Genomic DNA, 22,603 nt, shown 5'->3' with positions numbered 1-22,603 from the left:
TACGCGTGAAGATCCTTGTCCTCGGTTCGGGCGCCCGCGAACACGCCATCATCCTCTCGCTCCTGTCAGAGGGTGTTTCCCACGAGATCACCGCTGCCCCGGGCAACGCGGGCATCGCGCGGGTCGTCGACACCGTCGACCTCGATGCGAACGACCCGGTCGCCGTCGCCAATCACGCGATCGCCGCAGCTGTCGACCTCGTCGTGATCGGTCCCGAGGCTCCACTCGTTGCCGGCGTCGCAGACGAACTCCGCGAGCAGGGCATCCCCGTCTTCGGCCCTGGTCGCGCGGCGGCCGAGCTCGAAGGCTCCAAAACGTTCGCCAAGCGGATCATGGACACCGCCGGCGTGCCGACCGGGCGTGCCTCCCGTGCAGGCACACTGGCAGAGGCAGAAGAGGCGCTCGACCTGTTCGGCGCTCCGTATGTGGTCAAGGCCGACGGCCTCGCCGCCGGCAAAGGCGTGCTCGTCACCACCGACCGGGCTGCGGCCATCGACCACGCCAGGACCTACCTCGAGCAGGGCAGCGTCCTCGTCGAGGAGTTCCTCGACGGCCAGGAGGTCAGCCTCTTCTTCGTGAGTGACGGCCACACCGTGGTCCCGCTCTCCCCCGCGCAGGACTATAAGAGACTCGCCGATGGCGACGCGGGCCCGAACACCGGCGGAATGGGCGCGTACTCTCCCCTGCCCTGGCTCGAGGAGACCTTCGGCAGTGAGACGGCATTCGTCGACGAGGTCCTCACGACGATCGCGAAACCCGTCATCGCTCAGCTCGCGGACGAGCAGACGCCGTTCATCGGCCTGCTCTACGCCGGCCTCATCCTCACCTCCAGGCGTGACGGCGACAGCGATCGCGGCATCCGGGTGATCGAATTCAACGCCCGTTTCGGCGACCCCGAGACACAGGTGGTCCTGCCGCGCCTGACGACGCCGCTCTCGAGTCTCCTCTTCGCGGCAGCCACCGGAACCCTCGGCAGCCATGAGCTGCCCACATTCTCGAACGACGCCGCGGTCACTGTCGTACTCGCGAGCGAGAACTACCCGGGCACGCCACTGACGGGTCGCCCCATCACCGGGCTCACCGCTGCGGATGCCGTCGACGGCGTGCACATCGCGCACGCGGCGACTGGCGCCAGGGCCGGCGATCTCGTCTCCACCGGTGGACGCGTGCTCAGCGTCGTCGCGCTCGGAACGACGTTCGGCGAAGCGCGATCACGCGCATACGACGCGCTCGGGCAGATCAGGCTCGATGGTGCTCAGCACCGCACAGACATCGCGGCCCGCGTCGCGACCTAGACGGCCGCGAAAATGCACTTACGCACCCATATCATCCGTCAGGCTGGTTCATGGGTGCGTAACTGCGATCTCGCGCGCAATCGGCGCGCTCGGCGCGCTCAACGCTCGCTGACCGGCGGCTGGTAGAGCCGGAGCCACGCCTCGGTCTGGGCGACGTGAGCGGCTGCGGCGACGGATGCTCCGACCGGGTCGCGCTTCACGATCGCGTCCGCGATGGCGCGATGGCCCTGATCGCTGATCCGCTTGAGCTCAGGGCCGTCTGGCAGTTCGAAGATCTGGTACGCCCGGGAGCGCGAACGGAATACCCCGAGCAACGCCATGAGGGTGGGGTTCCCGCCGGTCGCGGCGATGGCCGCATGGAAGCGCGCGTCGAGCGCCGAAGCCTCGTCGGGGTCTGCGGTCGCCTCCATCGCCTCGATCAGACCGAGCAGTTCCTCCTGGTCGGCTGGCGAGATGCGCGCGGCGGCCTGAGCGGCAGCGTGTGATTCCAGCACCCGACGCAGTTCGTACATGTCGAGCAGACCCGAGAGCGGCAGCAGGTCGACGGTGAGCGCCAGGCTGCCGACGATCTCCTCCGGGCGCAGCTGCGAGACGTACGTCCCCGACCCGTGACGGGACTCGATCACTCCCAGTGCTGACAGCATCCGCACAGCTTCGCGCAGTGATCCCCTGGAGACCCCCAGTTCTTCGCAGAGTTCGGCTTCCGGCGGAAATTTCTGGCTGGCGGCCAGGCGCCCGGAGGCGATCATGTGGCGGAGCCCGTGGAAGGCGTCGTCGACCGCTGACATCTGGAGTTCCTCTCTACCGCAATCCGCAGGGATTGTGCACAGGTTAGTGGACGAAGGCGTCGGTGGGTCGGGCGCCGTCAGAGTTCAACCCGATCACTTAAGTCATTAGATGACTTTACGCGGATTTCGTCATATAGTGCTTATTCACGGCCCGGAAACAAAGATGTAATCCAAGTCATCCAATGTCTTCGTAGAGTCGAACCACGACATCCGCAGACAGGAGACCACAGGCACCATGAATTTTCCGCTTCTCGCCGCACCGGCTCCCCTGCTTCTGCCCGACGGCGGCGCTGCGGCCGGGGCGTGGACCCTCGACGAATCGTCTGTGCACATCAACCACGGTTCGTTCGGTGCGGTGCCGCGGGTCACACAGGAGCTGCAGAATGCACTGCGAGCCGAGATGGATGCCGCCCCGGTCGCCTGGTTCCCTGCCCTCCCCAGCCTGGTCCGCGAGGCCCGCACGAGGATCGCTGCATTCCTCGATGTCGACGTCGACCGCACGGCGCTGGTGCCGAACGCATCGGCAGGGGCGAGCGTCGTCTACTCGAGCCTGCCGGTCACCCGCGGGCTCGAGATCGTCGTCACCGACCACGGGTACGGCGCGGTCACCATGGGTGCCGAGCGCCTCGCCCGCCGGTGGGGCGGAACGGTCCGCACCGCCCACATCCCGCTGGGGGCGACCGCCTCAGAAGCGCACGACGCGATCGTCGTCGAGTTCAGCGACCGAACTGCGCTCGTCGTCATCGACCAGATCACGTCGCCGACCGCCCGGGTGCTCCCCGTCGGCTCGATCTCGGCCGAAGCGAAACGCCGCGGCATCCCGGTCCTCGTCGATGCCGCCCACGTACCCGGTCTCTACGCGAGCCCGATGGACGGAATCGACTGCGACTTCTGGGTCGGCAACCTGCACAAGTTCGCCTGCGCCCCGCGCGGAACGGCCGCGCTCGTCGCCAGGGGCGACCTCGCCGATGAACTGTACCCGCTCGTCGACTCCTGGGGTGCGCCGTACCCCTACCCCGACCGCTTCGACACCCAGGGAACCCTCGACCAGACGAGTTACCTGGCAACACCCCGCTCGCTCGACTTCATCGAAGAGACCTGGGGCTGGGATGCCGCGCGCAGGTATCTGTCCGAGCTCGCCGACTATGCCGAGCACCGCATCGCCGACGCGTTCGGCGCGGTCACCGGGGATGACCACCTCGTCGACGTCGGGATGCCGGTGAACGCGCTCCGACTGGTGCGCCTGCCTGCCGGCATCGCGACGACCCACCCGTCTGCGGATGCCCTGCGCGACCGGGTCGTCAGCGAACTCGGCGTCGAGGGTGCGTTCACCAGCTTCGACGGCATCGGCTATTTCCGGCTGTCGACGCACGTCTACAACACCCCAACCGATTTCGACATCTTCGCCGAGCGCTGTGTTCCAGCGCTCCTCGAGTGGGCGCGGGAGGCAACCTCCGCGCCGTAGTACGCACCACCGTTCCAACACATTTCGCACCACTCAGAAAACCCAGGAAAGAGGAAAGCTGTGGCTATTCGAAAGTCATTCGCCGGGCTCGGGCTCGGTCTGACCGCCGCACTCGCACTGTCAGGATGCTCCGCAGACGCGGGCGACGGATCCGTCACCCTGCAGATGGTCGAGTCCCTGACCAACCCGGCACGGACCGAGGTGCTCAAGGGACTGATCGCCGACTTCGAGGAGGAGAACCCGGATATCACCGTCGAGCTCGTGTCTCCCCCGACCGACCAGGCCGACCAGAAGATCCAGCAGATGCTTCAGGCCGGAAGCGGCGTCGACGTCGTCGAGGTCCGCGACATCACTGTCGGTCCGTTCTCCACCAACGGCTGGCTCGCCGACATGTCAGATGAGCTCGAGGACTGGGACGGCTGGGCGAACCTCACCGAGAATGCCACCAAGTACGCGAAGAACGCCGACGGCGAGACCTTCTATGTGCCGTACGGCTTCTACGGTCTCAGCCTGTTCTACCGCACCGACCTCGTCGAGGACGCCGGATTCGACGGGCCGCCGGCGAGCTGGGAGGACCTGCTCGAGCAGGCCACAGCACTTCAGGACCCGGCGAAGAACCAGTTCGGCTACGCATTCCGCGGTGGCACGAACGCCAACTCGAACGTCGTCGTCGCGATCGAGGCCTACGTCGCAGACCAGATCGACGAAGAAAACGCCTTCAAGCTCACCAACGGGGACACCATCTTCTCCGCCCCCGAGGCGAAGGACGCCCTCGAGACCTACTTCGACCTCTTCGAGGAGGCATCCCCGCCGTCATCCGTCGCGTGGGGTTACCCCGAGATGGTCGAGGGTTTCTCGAACGGTTCGACCGCGTTCCTCCTGCAGGACCCCGAGGTCATCGCGACCGTCGAGCAGTCAGACGCAATCACGGCCGAGCAGTGGTCGACAGCTCCCCTCCTCGTCGGCCCGTCTGGCAAAGCCATCCAGCCGATGGCGACGGCCGGATGGGGCACCGCCGAGGCCAGCGAGCACAAGGAAGAGGCAGCCAAGCTGATCGCGTTCCTCAGCGAGGGTGACGCGGCGACGACCTTCGCCGAGAAGAACAGCCTCGTCCCGATCCTCAAGGATGCCGCCGAAAGCGAGTTCTACAAGACCGGCGCCTGGGCGAGCTACGTCACCATGAACGAGGACCCGGAGACCTGGATCTCAGCCGTCCAGCCGCGTGACTCGAGCTGGTGGACCGAGTGGATCCAGAAGTCCGACTCCGAGGTGCAGCAGGTCCTGATCGGCGACATGACGCAGGACGAGCTTCTCGAGAGCTGGGACGCCTACTGGACCGACAAGTGGAAGACCGAATAGGTTTCCCGCTTTCATGACTCGATCCCAGACACCACCCGTGGAGCGCCCGTCGACGACGGCGGGCGCTCCCGCGGGGCAGGACAACGGCCTCCGCGCCGGGTCACGCCGCACCTTCACGCTGCGCAAAGGCCTCTCGATCCTCGCGTTCCTCTCCCCCGCCCTGATCTTCGTCGCGATCTTCATCTACTACCCGATGATCCAGGGCTCACAGATGGCGTTCCGCAACTGGAACCTCAACAACCTCACAGACACGGCCTGGGTCGGATTCGGCAACTTCGAGAAGATCTTCGCCGACCCGGTGTTCTACACGGTGCTCGGCAACACCCTCGTCTGGGTCATCGGCTCGATCATTCCGCAGTTCATCCTCGGCTTCGCCATCGCGCTCTGGCTGCGCAGGAAGTTCCCGTTCCGCGGCCTGTACCAGGCTCTCATCTTCTTCCCGTGGGCGATCTCGGGCTTCCTCATCGGCATCCTGTTCCGCTGGATGTTCAACAGCGAATTCGGTGTCGTCAACGACCTGCTCGCCAAGGTCGGGCTGATCGACACCCCGATCCCCTGGCTCGCCGACCCCAGCACGGCCATGCTCGCCGTGACGATCGCCAACGTCTGGTACGGGGTCACATTCTTCGCGATCATGATCCTCGCCGCGCTCCAGTCCGTTCCTGACGAACTGTTCGAGGCGGCAGCGCTCGACGGCGCAGGCAAAGTTCGGATGCTGTTCCAGATCACGATCCCCTATATCCGCACGACGCTCGCCCTCACCGTGCTGTTGCGGGTGATCTGGATCTTCAACTTCCCCGACATCATCTGGGCGATGACCGGCGGTGGACCGGCGAACCAGACGCACATCGTGACCACGTGGATGATCAGTACGACGCAGCGGGGTGATTACGGCGTGGCATCCGCTCTCGGTCTCATCATCGTCGCGATCCTCATGGTGTTCTCCGCCTTCTACCTGGTCGCCATCCGAGAAAAGAAGGACGTGCTGTCATGATCAACCAGGAGACGATGCCCGCGCGGGTGACCCGCATCCTGTTCCTCGGGGTGTGGCTCATCATCACAGTGTTCCCGCTGTACTGGATCATCGTGACGAGCTTCAAGACGCCAGGTGCGATTTTCAGCTACCCGCTCACCTACTGGCCCGAAGTTTTCTCGATCGAGAATTACGTCGGCCTGTTCGAGAAGGCGCAGTTCGGCACGTACATCCTCAACAGCCTCCTGATCTCGACGGTCGCCGCGATCTTCGCGACGCTCATCTCGATGCTTTCGGCGTATGTTCTCGCCCGGTTCGACTTCCGCACGAAGGGTGCGCTGCTGATGGCGTTCCTCGTCACGCAGATGATTCCGTCGTTCATCGCACTGGGGCCGCTGTACCTGATGATGGTTCAGCTGAAGCTCGTCGACAACAAGTTCGGGCTCATCCTCATCTACATCGCCGTGTGCATCCCGTTCTCGACGGTGATGCTGCGCGGGTTCTTCGCGAACGTCCCCGATGCTCTCGAGGAAGCAGCGATGATCGACGGCTGCTCGCGGATCGGAGCTCTCTTCCGTGTCATCGTTCCGGTGATGAAGCCCGGGATCGTCGCCGCGTTCATCTTCAACTTCGTCAACTGCTGGAACGAGTTGTTCCTCTCGGTGACGTTGATGAACCGTGACTCGAACAAGACGATCCCGACGGCGCTCAACGGGTTCATCTCGAGTTACAACATCGACTGGGGCTCCATGTCAGCGGCTGCAGTGCTGACGATCATCCCGACCATGGTGCTGTTCGCCTTCGCGAGCAAATACATCGTGCAGGGCCTGACCGCTGGGGCGGTGAAGGGCTAGGTCCTTCTTTCCGCAAGCCGCGAAATGGCAGTTGCGCACCCAAAACCTCGAGAGATGCGGGGTTTGAGTGCGCAACTGCCATGTCACATCATGGATGCCGCGGGGCGGGCGCCGCATCCGAGGCGACGGCTGCCGCCGGGCTGCCCCACGCGGTCGGCTTCGGCTTCGCGAAGAACAGCGTGAGAACCGCACCGATGATCGCGATCGCTGCGGGCAACAGCAGCGACTGGCCCATCGCCGTGCTGAACCCGCCGTGCAGGAACTCGGGAAGCGCGCCGCCACCGAACGCATCGGTCGATCCGGCACCGTCTCCGGGGAGTTCAGCGCCCAGCCGAGCCTGCATGAGAGCCGCGATCGAGGCGCTGCCGAAGACGGCACCGACTTGGCGGACCGTGTTGTAGACGCCCGAACCGGCGCCGGCCAGCTGCGGCGGGAGGTTGCGGGTGGTCATCGAGGCCAGCGGTCCCCAGATGCCGGCGTTCGCGACACCGAGCAGGGCGCTCGGCAACAGCAGCATCCAGAGAGGCTGGTCCGGCGTCATCAGCGTCGAATACCAGAACAGTGCGACTGCGAACAGGGTCATCCCTGCTGTGGCGATGAGCCGCGGGTTGATCCTGTCGACGAGCTTGCCGGCCGGAGCCGCCAGCACCCCGGACAGAACGGCCATCGGCACGAGCATGAGAGCGGACTGTGTCGGAGCCAGCCCCCGCACGATCTGGTAGAAGAACACGATCGGCAGGCTCATGCTCGTGATCGCGAACCCGACGGTAGCGATCACCGCGTTGCCGAGCGCGAAGTTGCGGTCCCGGAACAGGGCGAGCGGAAGCAGGGGCTCGCCCGTGTTGACGGCCTGCCACACGACGAAGGCGACGAGCACGACGATGCCGGCGATGATGAGCGACCAGACGGTGATCGGCCCGGCGATCGTGCCCCACTCGAACGTCTCACCCTCCTGCAGCCCGAAGATGAGCAGGAACAGTCCCACCGAGCTGAGTACGACGCCGAGGACGTCGAACCGGTGAGGGTGGGTCGAGAGCCGAGGAACGAGACGCCACGCCAACACGAATGCGAGGATGCCGACGGGCACGTTGATGAAGAAGATCCACTCCCAGCCCAGGCTGTCGACGAGCACACCTCCGAGGATCGGGCCCACCAGCGTGGCCACACCGGCGGCAGCACCCCAGAGACCCATCGCGGCTCCGCGCTTGTCTGGCGGGAAGATGCGAGTGATCACTGCCATCGTCTGCGGCGTCATCAGTGAGGCGCCGAGGCCCTGGAACACCCGGGCCAGGATGAGCGTGCCGATGTCACCGGAGAGCCCGCACCAGACCGAGGCGAGGGTGAAGACGACGAGTCCGGCGAGGTAGAGGTTCTTCGGGCCGAACCGGTCGCCGAGCCTTCCGGTGACGAGCAGGGGAACGGCGTAGGCGAGCAGGTAGGCGCTGGTCACCCAGAGCACGTCTCCGATCCCCGCGCCGAGACCTTCCATGATGGCGGGGTTGGCGACGGAGACGATCGTCGAGTCGACGAGGATCATGAAGAAGCCCAGGACGAGCGCCCAGAGGGCCGGCCAGGGTTTGGCGATGTTTTCCACGGAGGTCATTTCTGTTCAGAGATGTGAGGGTCTGGTGCCGTCGCGTGTTGCCACGGGAGAGCACCGGAGGTGAGGTCATGGATGGTGCGTTCGATCCACTCGATCTCCGCACTGAGCGACGACCGCAGAAGCGACACGTCGATCCAGTAGAGCTGCGGGACACCGCGATCCGTCAGATCGCGGGCGCGTGCGACGATCGTCGACAGATCGTCTCGCTGCGCTGCGAGTCGTTGTTCGAGCGCTGCGACGATCTCGCGCTTCGGGAGCGCGTGCGCTTCGGCGACAGCGACGGGAAACTTCGGGTACTCCCGCTGGGGAACGGCGAGCAGGTCACGGATCCGGTCGCTGAGCTCGCGTCTGCCCAATTCGGTGATCTCGAAGATCGTTCGCTCCGGGCGGGCACCGTCGCGGTCGGAGCTGACCGCGCGGATGTGCCCCGCCGCGTCGAGCGCGTAGACGGCGCGGTAGAGCGAGCCGGCGTTCACCGCCATGAGGCGCGACTCGTCGCGCGTGATCGCCAGCTGGTACATCTCGTACGGATGCATCGGTCGTTCGACGAGGAATCCGAGCACGGCGATGCCCAGGGGTGCGAGGGGTTTGGTCGGCACGGGATCTTCTCTGTGACGGAACGGCCGGATATGGCCGGTGGCTGGAACTATTCCACCTGGAATATACCACCCGGAATTCGCCCCCGGCGAACCGCCGACCATCCGCCGCGCGATAATGGAGCGGTGAGCGCATCGACGAACCTGCCCGGCTGGACCCACCTGTATTCGGGTAAGGTCCGTGACCTGTACGAACGGGCGGATGCGGCATCCGACGCTCTCCTCGTCGTGGCGAGCGACCGGGTGAGCGCGTTCGACCACGTGCTCACCCCGGGCATCCCCGGCAAAGGGGAGCTTCTGACGACGCTGAGCCTGTGGTGGTTCGATCAGCTCGCTGCGCCGAACCACCTTCTCCCCGACCACGAGCTGCTGGCAGACGGTGGCGTCGCCGGCATCATCCCCGCCGCGGTCGCTGGACGGGCGATGCTGGTGAAGAAGCTCGACATGTTCCCGGTCGAGTGCGTCGTCCGCGGCTATCTCACCGGTTCCGGCTGGAAGGAATACGTTGCACACGGCAGCGTGTGCGGCATCCCGCTCCCCGAGGGGCTCTCCAACGGCGACCGGCTCCCCGAGCCGCTGTACACGCCGGCCTTCAAAGCGCCGATGGGTGAGCATGACGAGAACATCTCGTTCGAGCAGAGCATCGAGCTCGTGGGTGAAGCGGATGCCACTGCGCTCCGCGACGCCTCGCTCGCCATCTACGCTGAGGCGTCGGCGATTGCCGAGAAGCGTGGCGTTCTCCTCGCTGACACGAAGTTCGAGTTCGGACGCGACACGCTGACCGGCCTGATCACGCTTGCAGACGAGGTTCTCACCTCGGATTCGTCGCGGTACTGGGATGCAGACGTCTACGAGACACAAGAGACTGCCGAGGCCCGGATGGCGAGTTTCGACAAGCAGATCGTGCGCGACTGGCTCGCCGCCAACTGGGACCAGACGGGTACGCCGCCGGAACTTCCGCCCGTCATAGTCGAGCGAACGGCCGCGCGCTACCGGGAATTGCTGGAGCGACTGACGGCGTAAAGTTCATCAGGATGCCATCCTCACCCTCGTCCCCCCAGCCCGCCTCCGCCGACGACACCCACGCCAACCGGGTCAAGTGGGAGAGTTTCTGGGTGTGTGTTGGGGTCGCCTGCCTCACCATCCTCGACCTGTCGAAGGTCAACGTCGGGCTGCCGTCGATCGAAGACTCCCTCGGCGGAGGTGCGACGGAGCTTCAACTCATCGTCGCCGGTTACGCGCTCGCCTTCGGACTCGCGCTCGTCCCGTCGGGCCGGCTCGGTGACATCCGTTCACGCAGGCGGATGTTCCTCATCGGCCTGACGTCGTTCACCCTCGCCAGCCTGCTCTGCGCTGTAGCACCCACGATCGAGATCCTCGTGATCGGACGCATCCTGCAGGGCGTTGCGGCCGGCATCCAGATGCCGCAGGTCCTCGGGCTGATCCAGCAACTCTTCCAGGGCAGGGAACGCGGCAAGGCGTTCGGACTGTTCGGTGCCGTCATCGGGCTGTCGACGGCGTTCGGCCCCACACTCGGCGGCCTGCTCATCGCCATCGGAGGCGAGACCGACGGCTGGCGCCTGCTGTTCTGGATGAACATTCCCCTCGGCCTCATCGCCGTCTATTTCGCCTGGCGACTGTTGCCGAAGACACAGGTCCGCGAGAACGGGGCGCAGACCCTCGACCTGATCGGCATTCTGCTGCTCGGCATCGCCACGTTCAGTCTCATGTTGCCGTTCGTTCTGACCACAGGAAGCCCGTCAGACGACCCCAACCGGTGGTTCTGGCTCGTCGCGTTCGTCGTCTCAGCCGTGGCGTTCGTCTGGTGGGAACGTCGTTACCTCCGGGTGGGCAAGTCACCCGTCGTGCACTTCGGCCTGCTCCGCCTGTCGTCGTACCGCAACGGCATCCTGATCGGCACCGCGTACTTCGCGGCGATACCCGCGATGTTCCTCGTCGTCACCCTGTTTCTGCAGCGTGGGCTGGAACTCGAGGCGGTTTTCGCCGGGATGGTGTCGATTCCGTTCGCACTGGCATCCGCTGTGACGTCGTGGCTGGGTGGGCGACTTGTGAATGAGTACGGTCGCAAGCTCGTCGTGCTCGGCCTGATCCTCGCGGCCGTCGGGATCGGTGCCTGTTATCCGATCACCGCACTCGCTCCGGTCGATGCGATGCCCTGGCTGCTTGCCGCATCGCTCACCATTGCCGGCGCCGGCGGTGGCATCGTCATCTCACCCAACCAGACGCTCACCCTCGCCGACGTTCCGGTGACGCAGGGTGGGGTGGCCGGCTCTGTCGCCCAGGTCGGCCAGCGGGTCGGAACAGCGATCGGCGTCGCGGTGGCGTCGAGCACCTTCTTCGCCACGCTGTATGCCGAGCAGACCGGTGGGGACGTCGTGCTCATCCACCGCGACGCCATCGGCAGGAGCCTGATCATCATTGTGGCGTTTGTGCTGGTCGGGCTCGTGCTCAGCCTGCTCGACCTCCGCAAGCGGGCGACGGCCCGCGTGTAGCATCACCGCCCTCTGCTGCGGGCGACCCTTCAGCTTGTTTCTCATTCGGGAGCACTGGCGGGAATGTTGTCGCTACAACTATAGTTGTAGCACTCATGAACCCGAACTCTTCAGACAAGCTGGCCGAAGACACGACGATGGGCCCGGTCACCCTCCTGGTGGCCGACCTCGACGCCATGACGCGCTACTACACGGATGCCGTCCCGCTGCGTACGCTGTCCGCGACGGAGCACACCGTCACTCTGGGCCGCAATGGAACGCCCGCCGTCATCCTCGAGCACGCCCCTGAGTTGCGGCACGCCGCCGCCGGTTCCGCTGGCCTGTTCCACACCGCCATTGTCTTCGAGACCCAGGCCGCCCTCGCCGCCGCACTGTACTCGGTCGCGCGAGCCGCGCCTGGCACCTTCACCGGAAGTGCCGACCACCTCGTGAGCGAAGCGTTCTACTTCACCGACCCGGAGGGCAATGGCGTCGAGCTGTACTGGGACCGCGCACGCACCACGTGGAGCTGGGCCCACGGTCAGGTCGAGATGGCCACGATCTATCTCGACCCGAACCAGTACCTGGCCACCCACCTCACCGAGCAGGGCCAGACCTCCCCCGCAGACCAAACGGTGTTCGGCAGTGCGCGGGTCGGGCACGTCCATTTGTCTGTCGGCGACGTGGCATCCGCCCGCGCGTTCTACGTCGGCACGCTCGGGTTCGACTCCACGGCATCGCTCGGCGACCAGGCGCTCTTCGTCTCGGCGGGCGGGTACCACCACCACATGGCGATGAACGTCTGGAACTCCCGCGGAGCCGGACCGCGCATGCCGACGCTGGGCCTCGGCCGGGTCGACATCGAAGTGCCCGGCAGCGATGCGCTCGGCGAACTGCAGGAGCGCCTGTCGCACGCCCGCGTGCAGACCCGCGACGACGGCCAGACGGTGAGCTTCGACGACCCGTGGGCGAACCTCATCCGGGTGCGGTCCGCCTGACACCCACCTGAGATCCGCCGGGCGCCCGCCTGACCGGTGCGACCGGCTGCGGTCTCAGCGTCGACTTGGTAGCCTCATCCCCTGACCTGAAGGGGAGCATCCGTGCCGCTCGATCCGTACTTCCGTGACATGTACCTGGCCAGGCGGCGCGACATGATCGCCGAGGCCCGGGGGGCCATCACCGGTTTCGTCGCGAGCATCGTGCCCTGGCGAACGGATGCCGCCGGCCCGGTCGCGAGCAGCACGACACCGTCGAAGACACCGCGACCGCCGAAAGCGACGATGCCAGGCGCCGACACGTCGGCCGAAACGACCGGGACGGTCGGAACGGCGGCGAGCGGAACCGCGGCAGCGGGTGCGCGTTCGCCGGCCGGGCAGAAAGCCGCGCAGAAATCGCTCTCTCCCGAGGAGAAAGCTCGGCGTCGCACGCCGGCGTGGAAGCGCAGGAACGCGAAGAAGTGGGACACGAAGCTCTATGGCCGGGTCGGCCAAACGCCCCCCGAGGTTGAGATCATCGATTTCCGGGTCGACGTTCCCCGGTTCCCCTCCGTTCGCGTGCGGGTCTATCGCCCGGCGGGAACTACGGGCGAACCGCTCCCCGCGGTCCTTGCGTTCTTCGGCGGCTCGTTTCAGCTCGGCGGGGTCGATTACACGAGCGTCGACGCGACATTCCGGATGCGGACGGCGGATGCCCGGGTCGTCCACGTCGCTGTCGACTACGCTCTCGCCCCCGAGCACCGATACCCGACCCAGATCGAGCAGGGCTACGCTTCACTCGACTGGCTGTTCACGACGGCGAATGAACTCGGCATCGACCGCGACAGGATCGGCATCAACGGTACGTCCTCCGGAGGGAACATCGCCGCGGCGGTGACCCTCGTCAACCGTGACAGGGCCGACCACCCCCTGCGGCTTCAGATCCTCGAAGTCCCTGTGACCGACCTCACCGGCTCGAGCGTCGATTTCGCTCCGATCCGCGAGATGCGGATTCCCGGCTTCCTGGCCAGACGCGAGCTCGTGCAGGTCGTCGACGCGTACCTCGGCGACAGGGCTCGCGCGAGGCAACCGTACGCGTCCCCCCTGCACGCGGGTAACCACCGCGGCCTGCCGCCCGCATACATTCTCACCTCGGAATACGATGCGCTCCGGCGCGACGGCGAGGCGTATGCCGCCGCCCTCCGGGCGTCAGGTGTTGAAGCCAGCGCTGTTCGATACCAGGGTGCAACACACGAGGCCGCGATGTACACGAAAGTCGTGCCGCTCGCGCGCCGCTGGCACGCCGACGTCGTCGCCGCGCTTGCCACCCTGTACGGCAGCGGGTCTCACGCCGGGCGGATGTAACCGTGATCGCGGGCGGATGCCACCGCCGCCGTCCGCGACGACACCTGCATCTTCGTGAAGATGTGCACGAGGTGGCTCTTCACCGTCGCCTCGGAGAGGAACAACGTGCGCGCGATGTCACGGTTGGACAGGCCGTCGGCGACGAGGCCGAGCACCTCGGTCTCGCGAGAACTCAGGGCCTCATCAGACGCATTCTGCCGCGCTTCGAGCCTGCCGGCCACCCGGGGGGCGAGCGCGCTCTCCCCACGCGCGGCGGCGCGCACTGCTGCGATCAGTTCGGCCGGCGGCGCATCTTTCAGTAGATACCCGCTCGCCCCGGCTTCGACCGCCCCGAGGATGTCGGCATCGGTGTCGTAGTTGGTGAGGATCAGCACGTGCGGCGCGTCTGCCGCTGCCCGGATGCGCCTCGTCGCCTCTGCGCCCTGCATCCCGGCCCCGAACTGCAGGTCCATCAGCACGATGTCGACGCCCGGCCTGCTTCTCTCGACGGCCTCGGCTCCCGTCGCCGCCTCGCCGACCACCTCGAGGTCGGGCTCGGTGGAGAACAGTGCGCGCAGCCCGGCGCGGACGACCGGGTGATCATCGGCGATGAGGAGCCGGATCATACGTCTGCCGCCGTCAGCGGCCGGGCGGTCGCGGCGGCATCCGTGATCGGAATGGTCGCGGCGAGGGCTGCTCCCTCCCCCGGCGCCGATTCGACGCTGAGTGTGCCGCCGAGTGCGCTGAGCCGTTGCCTGATGGCGGTGAGCCCGAATGAGGTGTTCCGGAGGGTGCCCGCTGTGGCATCCGGATCGAAACCGGTGCCGTCGTCGACGACGTCGAGAGTGACGCTGTCCGGCTGGTAGGTGAGGGTGAGTTCGACCCGACGGGCGTTTGCGTGCCGAACCACGTTCGCGATCGCGCCCTGGGCGATCCGCAACAGCGTGGCGTCGACGCTCATCGGCAGGGGCACGACGTCACCGACGAGCTGGAAGTGAACGGACGTGCTCGCGCCCGCCGCCCGGAGAGTGTGCTCGGTGGCTGCCGCGAGTCGGCGCAGCGCGCCGGGGAGGGTGCGGTCGTCCAGTGCGGGAGGCGTCAGTTCGGCGATGATGCGGCGCGTGTCGACGAGCGAGTCCGCCGCGGTTTCTCGGGCGAGGCGCAACTGGTCGATGCCTGGGCGTTCGTTGTCGAGGCGTTCGGCGGCGTGCAGGAGGAGTTGAATGCTCGACAGGCCCTGCGCCACAGTGTCGTGGATCTCGCGCGCAAGCCGTTCGCGCTCGGCCAGGACCCCGGCGGCCCGCTCGGCGAGAGCGAGTTCATCCCTGGTTTCCACCAGCTCGGCGATGAGCGACTGCCGCTCCTCCGCCTCGCGATACAGCGCCCGATAGCCGAGCCCGATGGCGACGGCGACGCCTGCGCCGATCATCGGCCCGAGGACACCCCCGATCGAGAACTCGGCGTGCATGCCCACGGCGGTGATGGTCACCGCCGTGGAGGCAAGCACGGCGGCGACGGCGATCCGGGTCGGCAACAGCTGCAGGTAGAGGAAGAAGAGCGGGAACACGACGAACGCGGCATCCTGCGCCAGGAGAACCAGCACCAGCCAGTTGATGCTGAGCGCGAGCACCCACAGCCGTCCGGCCCAGGCCGCACTGACGAACCGCTGCCGACGGTGTGCCAGCCAGGCGCCGCCGAGATACACGGCGAGCATGACGACGGATGCCCCATGAACGGCGGCCACATTCGGCGCGTCAGCGAGGGTGACCCGCACCATCACGAGCACGAGAAGACCGATGAGGAGCAGGTGCAACGACCAGCGCAACCCGGCGAAAACGGGCGTCAGGGCAGAATGATTCATCGTTCTCTCTCTCGCCGTCAGCTTACGTCGCTGTCAGGGAACGGGCATCCATCGAAAGGACGACCTGCCGGTAGGATGGGACCATTCCACCCCTGACACCCGGGAGACATCGGTGCCCACAATCGTCGTAGAAGTAATGCCCAAGGCTGAACTGCTTGATCCGCAGGGCAAGGCCGTCCTGGGGGCGCTCACGCGCCTCGGTCGAACGGAGTTCACCGGTGTCCGCATCGGGAAGCGATTCGAACTGACCGTCGACGGTCCCGTCACAGACGAGACCCGTGCCGCCGTTGCGAAGATCGCCGACGACATCCTGTCGAACTCGGTGATCGAAGACGTCGTCGCTATTCACTACCCCGAAGCGGAGTAGCGGTGAGAATCGGCGTCATCACCTTCCCCGGTTCCCTCGACGAGCGTGACGCTCAGCGGGCGATCCGCCTCGCCGACGCCGAGCCGGTTGCGCTCTGGCACGGCGACCACGACCTCAAGGGCGTCGACGCGCTCGTGCTTCCCGGCGGCTTCAGCTACGGCGACTACCTGCGCGCCGGAGCGATCGCATCCGTCTCGCCGATCATGTCCGAGGTCATCGACGCCGCCGGCAAGGGGATGCCGGTGCTCGGCATCTGCAACGGCTTCCAGATGCTCACCGAGGCGCACCTGCTGCCCGGAGGGCTCATCCGCAACGAACGCGGCACCTTTGTGCGCCGCGACCAGGTACTGAGCGTCGAGAACACGTCCACCGACTGGACCAACGGCTTCGAGGCCGGCCAGGAGATCATCATCCCGCTGAAGAACGGCGAAGGTGGATTCATCGCCGCCGAAGACGACCTCGACCGCCTCGAGGGTGAGGGGCGCGTCGCATTCCGCTATGTCGGCGGCAACCCGAACGGTTCGCTCCGCGACATCGCCGGCATCACCAACGAGCGTGGCAACGTCGTCGGCCTGATGCCGCACCCGGAGCACGCGGTCGAGCCCGGATTCGGTCCTGACACCGCGGATGCCATGCGCTCGGGGATCGACGGACTCACCTTCTTCACGAGCGCGGTCCGCGCGCTGCAGGCGGTCTGACCCGCGACATTTCGAAAATGGCCCCTTCCGGTCGCTTGCGCGGCCGGAAGGGGCCCTTTCTGATTTCTCGCGGAACCCGCGTCGATGACGGCCTACGTCACATCCCGTTTCCACGACACGAAGTAGCCGAGCACCGCGAGCACGAGGGCGAGTCCGCCGAGCAGCAGCCCACCCTGCCACCATTCGAGCGGATCGGCCCCGACCGCCATACCAGCGCTGAAGAGACTGGGAGCGCCGACGAGTGCGTCACTCGCCGCCCCAGGCAGGAACCGCCCGAGGGACGCCGCCCAGTCGGCGAACAGAACGACGGCACGGAGCGTCGGTTCGACGAACTGCGTGAACGCGAGGATCACGACGATCGCGGCCACCTGGTTGGGGATGAGGGCGCCGAGGCCGACTCCGATCAGTGCCCAGAGCGCGAGGGCGAGAACGCCCCGGCCGATGAGCGCCCAGGTGTCGCTGTTGTCGAGCTGGGTGTCCAGTCCGAACAGGGAGAGCGCCCCTGCACCCGCCCCGACCGAGGCGATCACACCGAGAACGCCGTAGATGGCACCGAAGATCAGCAGCGCGACGCACTTGGCGCCGAGAACGATTCCGCGTTTCGGAGTCGCCAGGAATGTCGGTGTGAGCATCTGGTGGCGGTACTCGCTCGTGATGGCGAGGGCACCGAGCAGCACAGGGAAGACGTATCCGAACGTGCTGACCGATCCGTAGAGCATCGGGGCGAGGAACTCGGTCGGTGGCGCCTCCTGCCCGGCCTCACCGCCCTGCGTCGTGAAGAACCCGAACAGAGCGCCGAGGCCTCCGGAGATGAGAACGATGTACACGACGAGGATGATCGCCAGGATCCACCAGGTACGTGTGGTGGTGAGCTTCGAGATTTCGGCGCGGACGGCCGGGACGAACATGTTCACAGCGATCCCCCCTCTCCGACGAGTGCCAGGAACGAGTCTTCGAGCCCCGACTTCTGCCGATGCAGGGAACTCACCTCCACTCCGGCCGCGAAGGCGATATGGCCGACCTCGCCCGGTTCGAGGCCGGAAACAAGAACACCGGCACGAGCGTCTTCGAATGTGACGGATGCTGCGGCGAGCGCCGCGACGAGCGCGCCACGGTCAGGCGAATCGACGATCACCCTGGTCGCAGCTCCGTCGATCTCGAGGCTCGACAACGGGCCGCGGTGCACGAGCGTGCCACGGGCGATGATGACGACCTCGTCGACGCTCTGCTGAACCTCGCTGAGCAGGTGAGACGACACGAGAACGGTCCTGCCCTCCGCAGCGAGCTGGCGCAGGAATCCCCGGATCCATTTGATGCCCTCAGGATCGAGGCCGTTGATCGGCTCGTCGAGGACGAGAACGCCCGGGTCCCCGAGGAGGGCGAAAGCGAGTCCGAGGCGCTGGCGCATGCCGAGCGAGTAGCCGCCGACCCTGCGCCCGCCATGCTCACGAAGACCGACGGTCTCGAGGACGATGTCGACCCGCTTCGGGTCGATTTTTGCCGCCTGGGCGTACACGCGGAGGTGGTTCCTCGCGCTCCTCCCCGGGTGGAAGCTTGCGGCTTCGAGTGCCGAACCGACCGTGCTGAGCGGCGAGGGGAGGTCGGCGTAGCGCACGCCTCCGATCGTCGCGGAGCCGGAGGTCGGACTCACGAGACCGAGAAGCATCCGAAGCGAGGTGGTCTTGCCTGCGCCGTTCGGACCGAGGAAACCGGTGACGCGACCGGGTTCGACCGTGAAGCTCAGGTCTGAGACCGCGGCGACCGGGCCGAACCTCTTGGTGAGGCCGGCGAATTCAATGGGGACTCCCGTTGGCATGCTGCTCCTGAAGTAGATGGGCGGGCGTAGTCCCTACTGTGGCAGGTCGACCGTGTGAGCGGCATCCTCCTTCCGGCGGAGATGAGCGGATGCCAGCGCTTACGTCTTTCGGACGACGAGACCATGTCGCGCTCCTGCGAGGATGGAGGAATCCCGACCGTCCGCGAGGCATCCGCCACTGCCCGCGCCTGCCCTCCTGGAGTTCCCGTGTCTCCCCGCATCTTCTACCGCACCCTCGCCTTCGCCGAGGCGGTGACCTGGACGCTCCTGATCATCGGCCTCCTGATGAAGTACGTCTGGCAGCTCGGCGAGCTGGGCGATCTCGGCGTGCGGATCGGCGGATCCATCCATGGTTTCGTCTTCCTCGCCTACGCCATGACCGCCGTTCTCGTCGGGGTGAACCAGCGGTGGAGCATCCCGCTGATCGGGCTCGGTGTCGTCACCGCCGTCGTGCCGTACGCGACGATCCCGTTCGACCTGTGGGCGGATCGCACCGGGCGCCTCGACGGCCCGTGGCGACGCACGGCCGGCGACGACCCCCGCGACTCGTCCTGGGTGGACAGGACTTTGCGGTGGTTCCTCAACCACCCCGTGCTCCTCGCCGTTCTCTTCGTCGTCGCGCTCGTCGCCATCTTCGCCACCCTGCTCGTGATCGGCCCTCCCGGCGGCGATCGCTAACCCGGACGGGCACGGCAGGAGGCATCCGTTCGCCCGGATAGAATCGAGGTATTCCGGCATCCCTCGATCTAGGAGCCTTCCCCAGTGAGCATCCCCGCAACGAACGTCGCCGACACCGTCTCGAACGCCATCGCGACCCCCGAGAAGGAGCAGCCGTACGCGGCACTCGGTCTCAAGCCCGATGAGTACGCGAAGATCAAGGAGATTCTCGGACGCCGCCCGACCTCGGGTGAACTCGCCATGTACTCGGTGATGTGGAGCGAGCACTGCTCGTACAAGTCGAGCAAGATCTACCTGCGCCAGTTCGGCCAGAAAGTCAGCCCGGCGATGAAGAAGAACCTGATGGTCGGCATGGGTGAGAATGCGGGCGTCGTCGACGTCGGCGAGGGCTGGGCCGTCACCTTCAAGGTGGAGAGCCACAACCACCCCAGCTACATCGAGCCCTTCCAGGGCGCTGCAACCGGCGTCGGCGGCATCGTCCGCGACATCATCTCGATGGGCGCCCGCCCCGTCGCCGTCATGGACCAGCTGCGTTTCGGTGCGATCGACGACCCTGACACCGCCCGCGTCGTGCACGGCGTCACGAGCGGCATCTCGTTCTACGGAAACTGCCTCGGCCTGCCGAACATCGGCGGCGAGACCTACTTCGACACGGTGTACCAGGGCAATCCACTGGTCAACGCCCTGTCGGTCGGCGTGCTCCGCCACGAAGACCTGCACCTCGCCAACGCCTCAGGCGTCGGCAACAAGATCGTGCTGTTCGGCGCGCGCACCGGTGGCGACGGCATCGGTGGCGCCTCGATCCTCGCCTCCGACTCGTTCGACGCCGCGGGCCCGACCAAACGCCCGGCCGTGCAGGTCGGCGACCCGTTCGCCGAGAAGGTGCTCATCGAGTGCTGCCTCGAGCTGTACAAGAACAAGCTCGTCGAAGGCATCCAGGACCTCGGCGCAGCAGGCATCTCCTGTGCGACCAGCGAGCTCGCCGCGAACGGCGACGGCGGCATGTTCATCGAGCTCTCGCACACACTGCTCCGCGACCCGTCGCTCACGCCTGAGGAGATCCTCATGTCTGAGTCGCAGGAACGCATGATGGCCGTCGTCGAACCCGACAAACTCGAGGGCTTCCTCGCCGTCACCGCGAAGTGGGATGTCGAGACCAGCGTTCTTGGCGAGGTCACCGAGACCGGCCGCCTCATCATCAACTGGCACGGCGAAGAGATCGTGAACGTCGACCCGTCGACGGTTGCCGTCGACGGCCCGGTGTACGAACGACCCGTCGCGTATCCCGCCTGGCTCGACGCGCTTCAGGCCGACACGGCATCCGCTCTGGAACGACCGACGGATGCCGCGACGCTCCGTTCGCAGTTCCTCACCCTGCTGGGCTCGGCGAACCTCGCCGACAAGAGCTGGATCACCGACCAGTACGACTACTACGTCATGGGCAACACGGCGCTGGCGTTCCCCGACGACGGCGGCATGATCCGTGTCGACGAGGAGTCCGGCCTCGGATTCGCGATCGCGACGGATGCGAACGGTCGCTACTGCCAGCTCGACCCGTCGCTCGGTGCGAAGCTCGCGCTGGCGGAGGCGTACCGCAACGTCGCGTGCACCGGCGCCGTTCCGGCCGCCGTCACCGATTGCCTCAACTTCGGGTCGCCGGAGAACCCCGAGGTGATGTGGCAGTTCTCGCAGGCCGTCGAGGGACTCTCGGACGGCTGCCTCGCCCTCGAGGTCCCGGTCACCGGCGGAAACGTCTCGTTCTACAACCAGACCGGAGACACCCCCATCTTCCCGACGCCCGTCGTCGGCGTGCTCGGGGTCATCGACGACGTCGCCCGTCGCATCCCCAGCGGATGGCAGGACGAGGGCGACAACATCTACCTCCTCGGCGTCACGAGCGAAGAGCTCTCCGGGTCAGCGTGGGCGGGAACCATCCACGACCACCTCGGTGGTCTCCCGCCGGCCGTCGACTTCGAGCGCGAGAAGGACCTGGCCGAGTTGCTGCACGCCGGCTCGCAGTCGTCGATCATCGCTTCGGCACACGACCTCTCCGACGGCGGCCTCGCCCAGGCCCTCGCCGAGAGCGTGCTGCGCTTCGGCGTCGGCGCGCGGGTCTGGCTCGGTGAGATCCTCGAGCGCGATGGCGTCGACCTCGCGACCGCACTGTTCTCGGAGTCGACCGGTCGCGTGATCGTGTCCGTCCCGCGCGAGGACGACGTGAAGTTCCGTGGCCTCTGCGATGGTCGCAACTATCCGGTGCTGCGCATCGGCGTGACCGACAACGAGTCGGAATCGCTCGAGATCCAGGACCTCTTCACCGCCTCGATCGACGAGCTGCGTGCGACGCACACGGCGACGCTTCCGGCCGCGTTCGCGTAAATCGCCCTGCGCTCTGCCGAGATGGCAGTTGCGCACCCAAGACAGGCCGCTGTGCTGACCTTGAGTGCGCAACTGCCATCTCGCGTTCGTGTGCGCTGCGGCTGTGGAGAAGGAGCACGGGAAGAGCTCGAATACGGCACACTTCCGGGATGCCGCGACGCGTCCCCCTCCCACCCGAGTTGGTATCGCACGCGTTCACGAGCCGCGAGGCCATCGGACGTGGCCTGAGCAGAGGACGGCTGCGCAGCGACGATGTCACCCGCATCGTCCGCGGCGTCTACGCATCGGCCGACCGGACCATCGACGTGATCGCCGCAGCCGCTCTTCGACTCCGCCCCGGCCAGTTCTATTCGCACGTCACCGCAGCCAGGCTGCACGGACTCTACCTCCCCCCTCGTCTCGATCGTGTCGCTGAGTTCCACGTCACCGCCGTGAGACCAGCGGTCGCCCCACGGGCGGGCGGCTTCGTCGGCCACCACGTCGAGCCGGGCACGGTACATGTTGTCGCCGTCACGGGCATCCCCGTGGCATCCGCCGTCGACACCTGGCGCGAGCTGGCGACGATGCTCACCGTCCCTGAACTCGTTGAAATGGGCGACGGACTCGTGCGGCGCGTGCACCCGATCGCCACGATGGATCAACTGGCGGATGCCGTCGCACGGTCGGCAGGGCGGCGCGGGTCTCGTGCACTCCGCGCTGCCTTCGCCCTCGTCCGTCCGGGCACCGACTCGCGCCAGGAGACGAGGCTGAGGCTCCTGATCGTGAGAGCCGGGCTTCCCGAACCGCTCGTGAACGTCGAGATCCGCGATGCGATCGGGCGGTTCCTCGCGCTGGGCGACCTCGTCTACCCGGGCTGGAAAGTGCTCGTCGAGTACGACGGAGCCCACCATTTCGGCTCGGAACGGCAGGGCCACCACGACGTCGACCGGCTCGACCTGCTCATGGCCGATGGCTGGCGAGTGATCCGCGTGCACCGGGAGCATATGGGCAACGGCGCGCAGGGACGCATCCGCGCGATCCGTCAGGCGCTGATCAGGGCTGGCTGGCGTGCGAGATAGCAT

General features: G+C 66.5%; 21 protein-coding genes. 14 read left to right on the top strand and 7 right to left on the bottom strand.

Annotated elements, in window-relative coordinates; translation table 11 throughout:
• Positions 1-5 precede the first annotated feature (5 nt).
• The gene (gene purD / locus IWX78_RS08895; protein ID WP_196833157.1) at positions 6-1,295 is read left to right on the top strand and encodes a phosphoribosylamine--glycine ligase; all 1,290 of its coding nucleotides are present in this window, start codon (positions 6-8) and stop codon (positions 1,293-1,295) included.
• A 98-nt stretch (positions 1,296-1,393) separates the two neighbouring features.
• Here purD and IWX78_RS08890 read toward each other — a convergent pair whose 3' ends face one another.
• Entirely contained in the window at positions 1,394-2,083 is a 690-nt protein-coding gene (locus IWX78_RS08890; RefSeq protein WP_196833156.1) for a FadR/GntR family transcriptional regulator, read from the bottom strand.
• Between the two features lie 235 nt (positions 2,084-2,318).
• Between IWX78_RS08890 and IWX78_RS08885 the strand changes: the two genes are divergently transcribed.
• The 4 genes from IWX78_RS08885 to IWX78_RS08870 are packed head-to-tail and all read left to right on the top strand — an operon-like array spanning position 2,319 to position 6,734.
• A complete protein-coding gene (locus tag IWX78_RS08885; protein ID WP_196833155.1) occupies positions 2,319-3,548 on the top strand; it encodes an aminotransferase class V-fold PLP-dependent enzyme in 1,230 nt (409 codons plus the stop codon).
• A 60-nt stretch (positions 3,549-3,608) separates the two neighbouring features.
• Complete coding sequence (locus IWX78_RS08880) at positions 3,609-4,907, top strand: ABC transporter substrate-binding protein (RefSeq protein ID WP_334684648.1); 1,299 nt, start codon at positions 3,609-3,611, stop codon at positions 4,905-4,907.
• Between the two features lie 13 nt (positions 4,908-4,920).
• Positions 4,921-5,901 (top strand): carbohydrate ABC transporter permease, encoded by a 981-nt coding sequence (locus IWX78_RS08875; RefSeq protein WP_196833154.1) that lies wholly within the window; start codon positions 4,921-4,923, stop codon positions 5,899-5,901.
• On the top strand, positions 5,898-6,734 hold the full coding sequence (locus IWX78_RS08870; RefSeq protein ID WP_196833153.1) for a carbohydrate ABC transporter permease: 837 nt from the start codon (positions 5,898-5,900) through the stop codon (positions 6,732-6,734). The genes IWX78_RS08875 and IWX78_RS08870 overlap by 4 nt, the downstream gene beginning before the upstream one ends.
• Positions 6,735-6,822: 88 nt before the next feature.
• On the opposite strand, the gene IWX78_RS08865 is transcribed toward IWX78_RS08870, so the two are convergent.
• Positions 6,823-8,328 carry a DHA2 family efflux MFS transporter permease subunit gene (locus IWX78_RS08865; RefSeq protein ID WP_196833273.1) on the bottom strand — a complete coding sequence of 502 codons (1,506 nt, stop codon included), beginning with the start codon at positions 8,326-8,328 and terminating at the stop codon, positions 6,823-6,825.
• Between the two features lie 5 nt (positions 8,329-8,333).
• Positions 8,334-8,936 (bottom strand): PadR family transcriptional regulator, encoded by a 603-nt coding sequence (locus tag IWX78_RS08860; RefSeq protein ID WP_196833152.1) that lies wholly within the window; start codon positions 8,934-8,936, stop codon positions 8,334-8,336.
• A 123-nt stretch (positions 8,937-9,059) separates the two neighbouring features.
• Here IWX78_RS08860 and IWX78_RS08855 point away from each other — a divergent pair, with 123 nt between their 5' ends.
• From IWX78_RS08855 to IWX78_RS08840, 4 genes are all read left to right on the top strand, one after another.
• Entirely contained in the window at positions 9,060-9,956 is an 897-nt protein-coding gene (locus IWX78_RS08855; protein WP_334684647.1) for a phosphoribosylaminoimidazolesuccinocarboxamide synthase, read from the top strand.
• A gap of 11 nt (positions 9,957-9,967) precedes the next feature.
• Positions 9,968-11,446: an MFS transporter gene (locus IWX78_RS08850; RefSeq protein ID WP_196833151.1), complete on the top strand. Its 1,479-nt coding sequence runs from the start codon at positions 9,968-9,970 to the stop codon at positions 11,444-11,446.
• Between the two features lie 95 nt (positions 11,447-11,541).
• Entirely contained in the window at positions 11,542-12,423 is an 882-nt protein-coding gene (locus IWX78_RS08845; RefSeq protein WP_196833150.1) for a VOC family protein, read from the top strand.
• Between the two features lie 102 nt (positions 12,424-12,525).
• Positions 12,526-13,764, top strand: coding sequence for an alpha/beta hydrolase (locus IWX78_RS08840; protein ID WP_334684646.1), 1,239 nt, complete (start codon positions 12,526-12,528; stop codon positions 13,762-13,764).
• Here the strand turns inward: IWX78_RS08840 and IWX78_RS08835 are convergent.
• Together IWX78_RS08835 and IWX78_RS08830 are read right to left on the bottom strand one after the other, a co-directional pair.
• Positions 13,746-14,369: a response regulator gene (locus tag IWX78_RS08835; RefSeq protein ID WP_196833149.1), complete on the bottom strand. Its 624-nt coding sequence runs from the start codon at positions 14,367-14,369 to the stop codon at positions 13,746-13,748. The genes IWX78_RS08840 and IWX78_RS08835 overlap by 19 nt on opposite strands.
• Positions 14,366-15,604 carry a sensor histidine kinase gene (locus IWX78_RS08830; RefSeq protein WP_196833148.1) on the bottom strand — a complete coding sequence of 413 codons (1,239 nt, stop codon included), beginning with the start codon at positions 15,602-15,604 and terminating at the stop codon, positions 14,366-14,368. The genes IWX78_RS08835 and IWX78_RS08830 overlap by 4 nt, the downstream gene beginning before the upstream one ends.
• Positions 15,605-15,716: 112 nt before the next feature.
• Between IWX78_RS08830 and purS the strand changes: the two genes are divergently transcribed.
• Complete coding sequence (gene purS, locus IWX78_RS08825; RefSeq protein WP_196833147.1) at positions 15,717-15,971, top strand: phosphoribosylformylglycinamidine synthase subunit PurS; 255 nt, start codon at positions 15,717-15,719, stop codon at positions 15,969-15,971.
• A 2-nt stretch (positions 15,972-15,973) separates the two neighbouring features.
• Positions 15,974-16,669, top strand: coding sequence for a phosphoribosylformylglycinamidine synthase subunit PurQ (gene purQ, locus IWX78_RS08820; protein WP_196833146.1), 696 nt, complete (start codon positions 15,974-15,976; stop codon positions 16,667-16,669).
• A gap of 92 nt (positions 16,670-16,761) precedes the next feature.
• Here purQ and IWX78_RS08815 read toward each other — a convergent pair whose 3' ends face one another.
• Together IWX78_RS08815 and IWX78_RS08810 are read right to left on the bottom strand one after the other, a co-directional pair.
• Positions 16,762-17,577 (bottom strand): ABC transporter permease, encoded by an 816-nt coding sequence (locus IWX78_RS08815; RefSeq protein WP_196833270.1) that lies wholly within the window; start codon positions 17,575-17,577, stop codon positions 16,762-16,764.
• Positions 17,578-17,579: 2 nt separating this feature from the next.
• Entirely contained in the window at positions 17,580-18,485 is a 906-nt protein-coding gene (locus tag IWX78_RS08810; protein ID WP_196833145.1) for an ATP-binding cassette domain-containing protein, read from the bottom strand.
• Between the two features lie 207 nt (positions 18,486-18,692).
• Here IWX78_RS08810 and IWX78_RS08805 point away from each other — a divergent pair, with 207 nt between their 5' ends.
• The 3 genes from IWX78_RS08805 to IWX78_RS08795 all read left to right on the top strand — a co-directional run bounded on the left by IWX78_RS08805 (position 18,693) and on the right by IWX78_RS08795 (position 22,600).
• A complete protein-coding gene (locus IWX78_RS08805; RefSeq protein WP_334684645.1) occupies positions 18,693-19,163 on the top strand; it encodes a DUF3817 domain-containing protein in 471 nt (156 codons plus the stop codon).
• Between the two features lie 84 nt (positions 19,164-19,247).
• Positions 19,248-21,542 carry a phosphoribosylformylglycinamidine synthase subunit PurL gene (purL, locus tag IWX78_RS08800; protein WP_196833144.1) on the top strand — a complete coding sequence of 765 codons (2,295 nt, stop codon included), beginning with the start codon at positions 19,248-19,250 and terminating at the stop codon, positions 21,540-21,542.
• A 149-nt stretch (positions 21,543-21,691) separates the two neighbouring features.
• A complete protein-coding gene (locus IWX78_RS08795) occupies positions 21,692-22,600 on the top strand; it encodes a DUF559 domain-containing protein (RefSeq protein ID WP_196833143.1) in 909 nt (302 codons plus the stop codon).
• Positions 22,601-22,603: the final 3 nt, after the last annotated feature.

It is taken from the genome of Mycetocola sp. CAN_C7, from assembly GCF_015752285.1.
Classification (GTDB): Bacteria; Actinomycetota; Actinomycetes; order Actinomycetales; family Microbacteriaceae; genus Mycetocola_A.
The sequence above is the reverse complement of the archived record's forward strand: the minus strand, read 5'-3'. Positions and strand labels throughout refer to the sequence as shown.

What these genes read in the sequence shown, in the direction of transcription:
- IWX78_RS08890 (WP_196833156.1), bottom strand. Translation starts at nt 2,083, where the DNA reads ATGTCAGCGGTCGACGACGCCTTCCACGGGCTCCGCCACATGATCGCC.
- IWX78_RS08885 (WP_196833155.1), top strand. Translation starts at nt 2,319, where the DNA reads ATGAATTTTCCGCTTCTCGCCGCACCGGCTCCCCTGCTTCTGCCCGAC.
- IWX78_RS08875 (WP_196833154.1), top strand. Translation starts at nt 4,921, where the DNA reads ATGACTCGATCCCAGACACCACCCGTGGAGCGCCCGTCGACGACGGCG.
- IWX78_RS08870 (WP_196833153.1), top strand. Translation starts at nt 5,898, where the DNA reads ATGATCAACCAGGAGACGATGCCCGCGCGGGTGACCCGCATCCTGTTC.
- IWX78_RS08850 (WP_196833151.1), top strand. Translation starts at nt 9,968, where the DNA reads ATGCCATCCTCACCCTCGTCCCCCCAGCCCGCCTCCGCCGACGACACC.
- IWX78_RS08845 (WP_196833150.1), top strand. Translation starts at nt 11,542, where the DNA reads ATGAACCCGAACTCTTCAGACAAGCTGGCCGAAGACACGACGATGGGC.
- IWX78_RS08835 (WP_196833149.1), bottom strand. Translation starts at nt 14,369, where the DNA reads ATGATCCGGCTCCTCATCGCCGATGATCACCCGGTCGTCCGCGCCGGG.
- IWX78_RS08830 (WP_196833148.1), bottom strand. Translation starts at nt 15,604, where the DNA reads ATGAATCATTCTGCCCTGACGCCCGTTTTCGCCGGGTTGCGCTGGTCG.
- IWX78_RS08815 (WP_196833270.1), bottom strand. Translation starts at nt 17,577, where the DNA reads ATGTTCGTCCCGGCCGTCCGCGCCGAAATCTCGAAGCTCACCACCACA.
- IWX78_RS08810 (WP_196833145.1), bottom strand. Translation starts at nt 18,485, where the DNA reads ATGCCAACGGGAGTCCCCATTGAATTCGCCGGCCTCACCAAGAGGTTC.
- IWX78_RS08795 (WP_196833143.1), top strand. Translation starts at nt 21,692, where the DNA reads ATGCCGCGACGCGTCCCCCTCCCACCCGAGTTGGTATCGCACGCGTTC.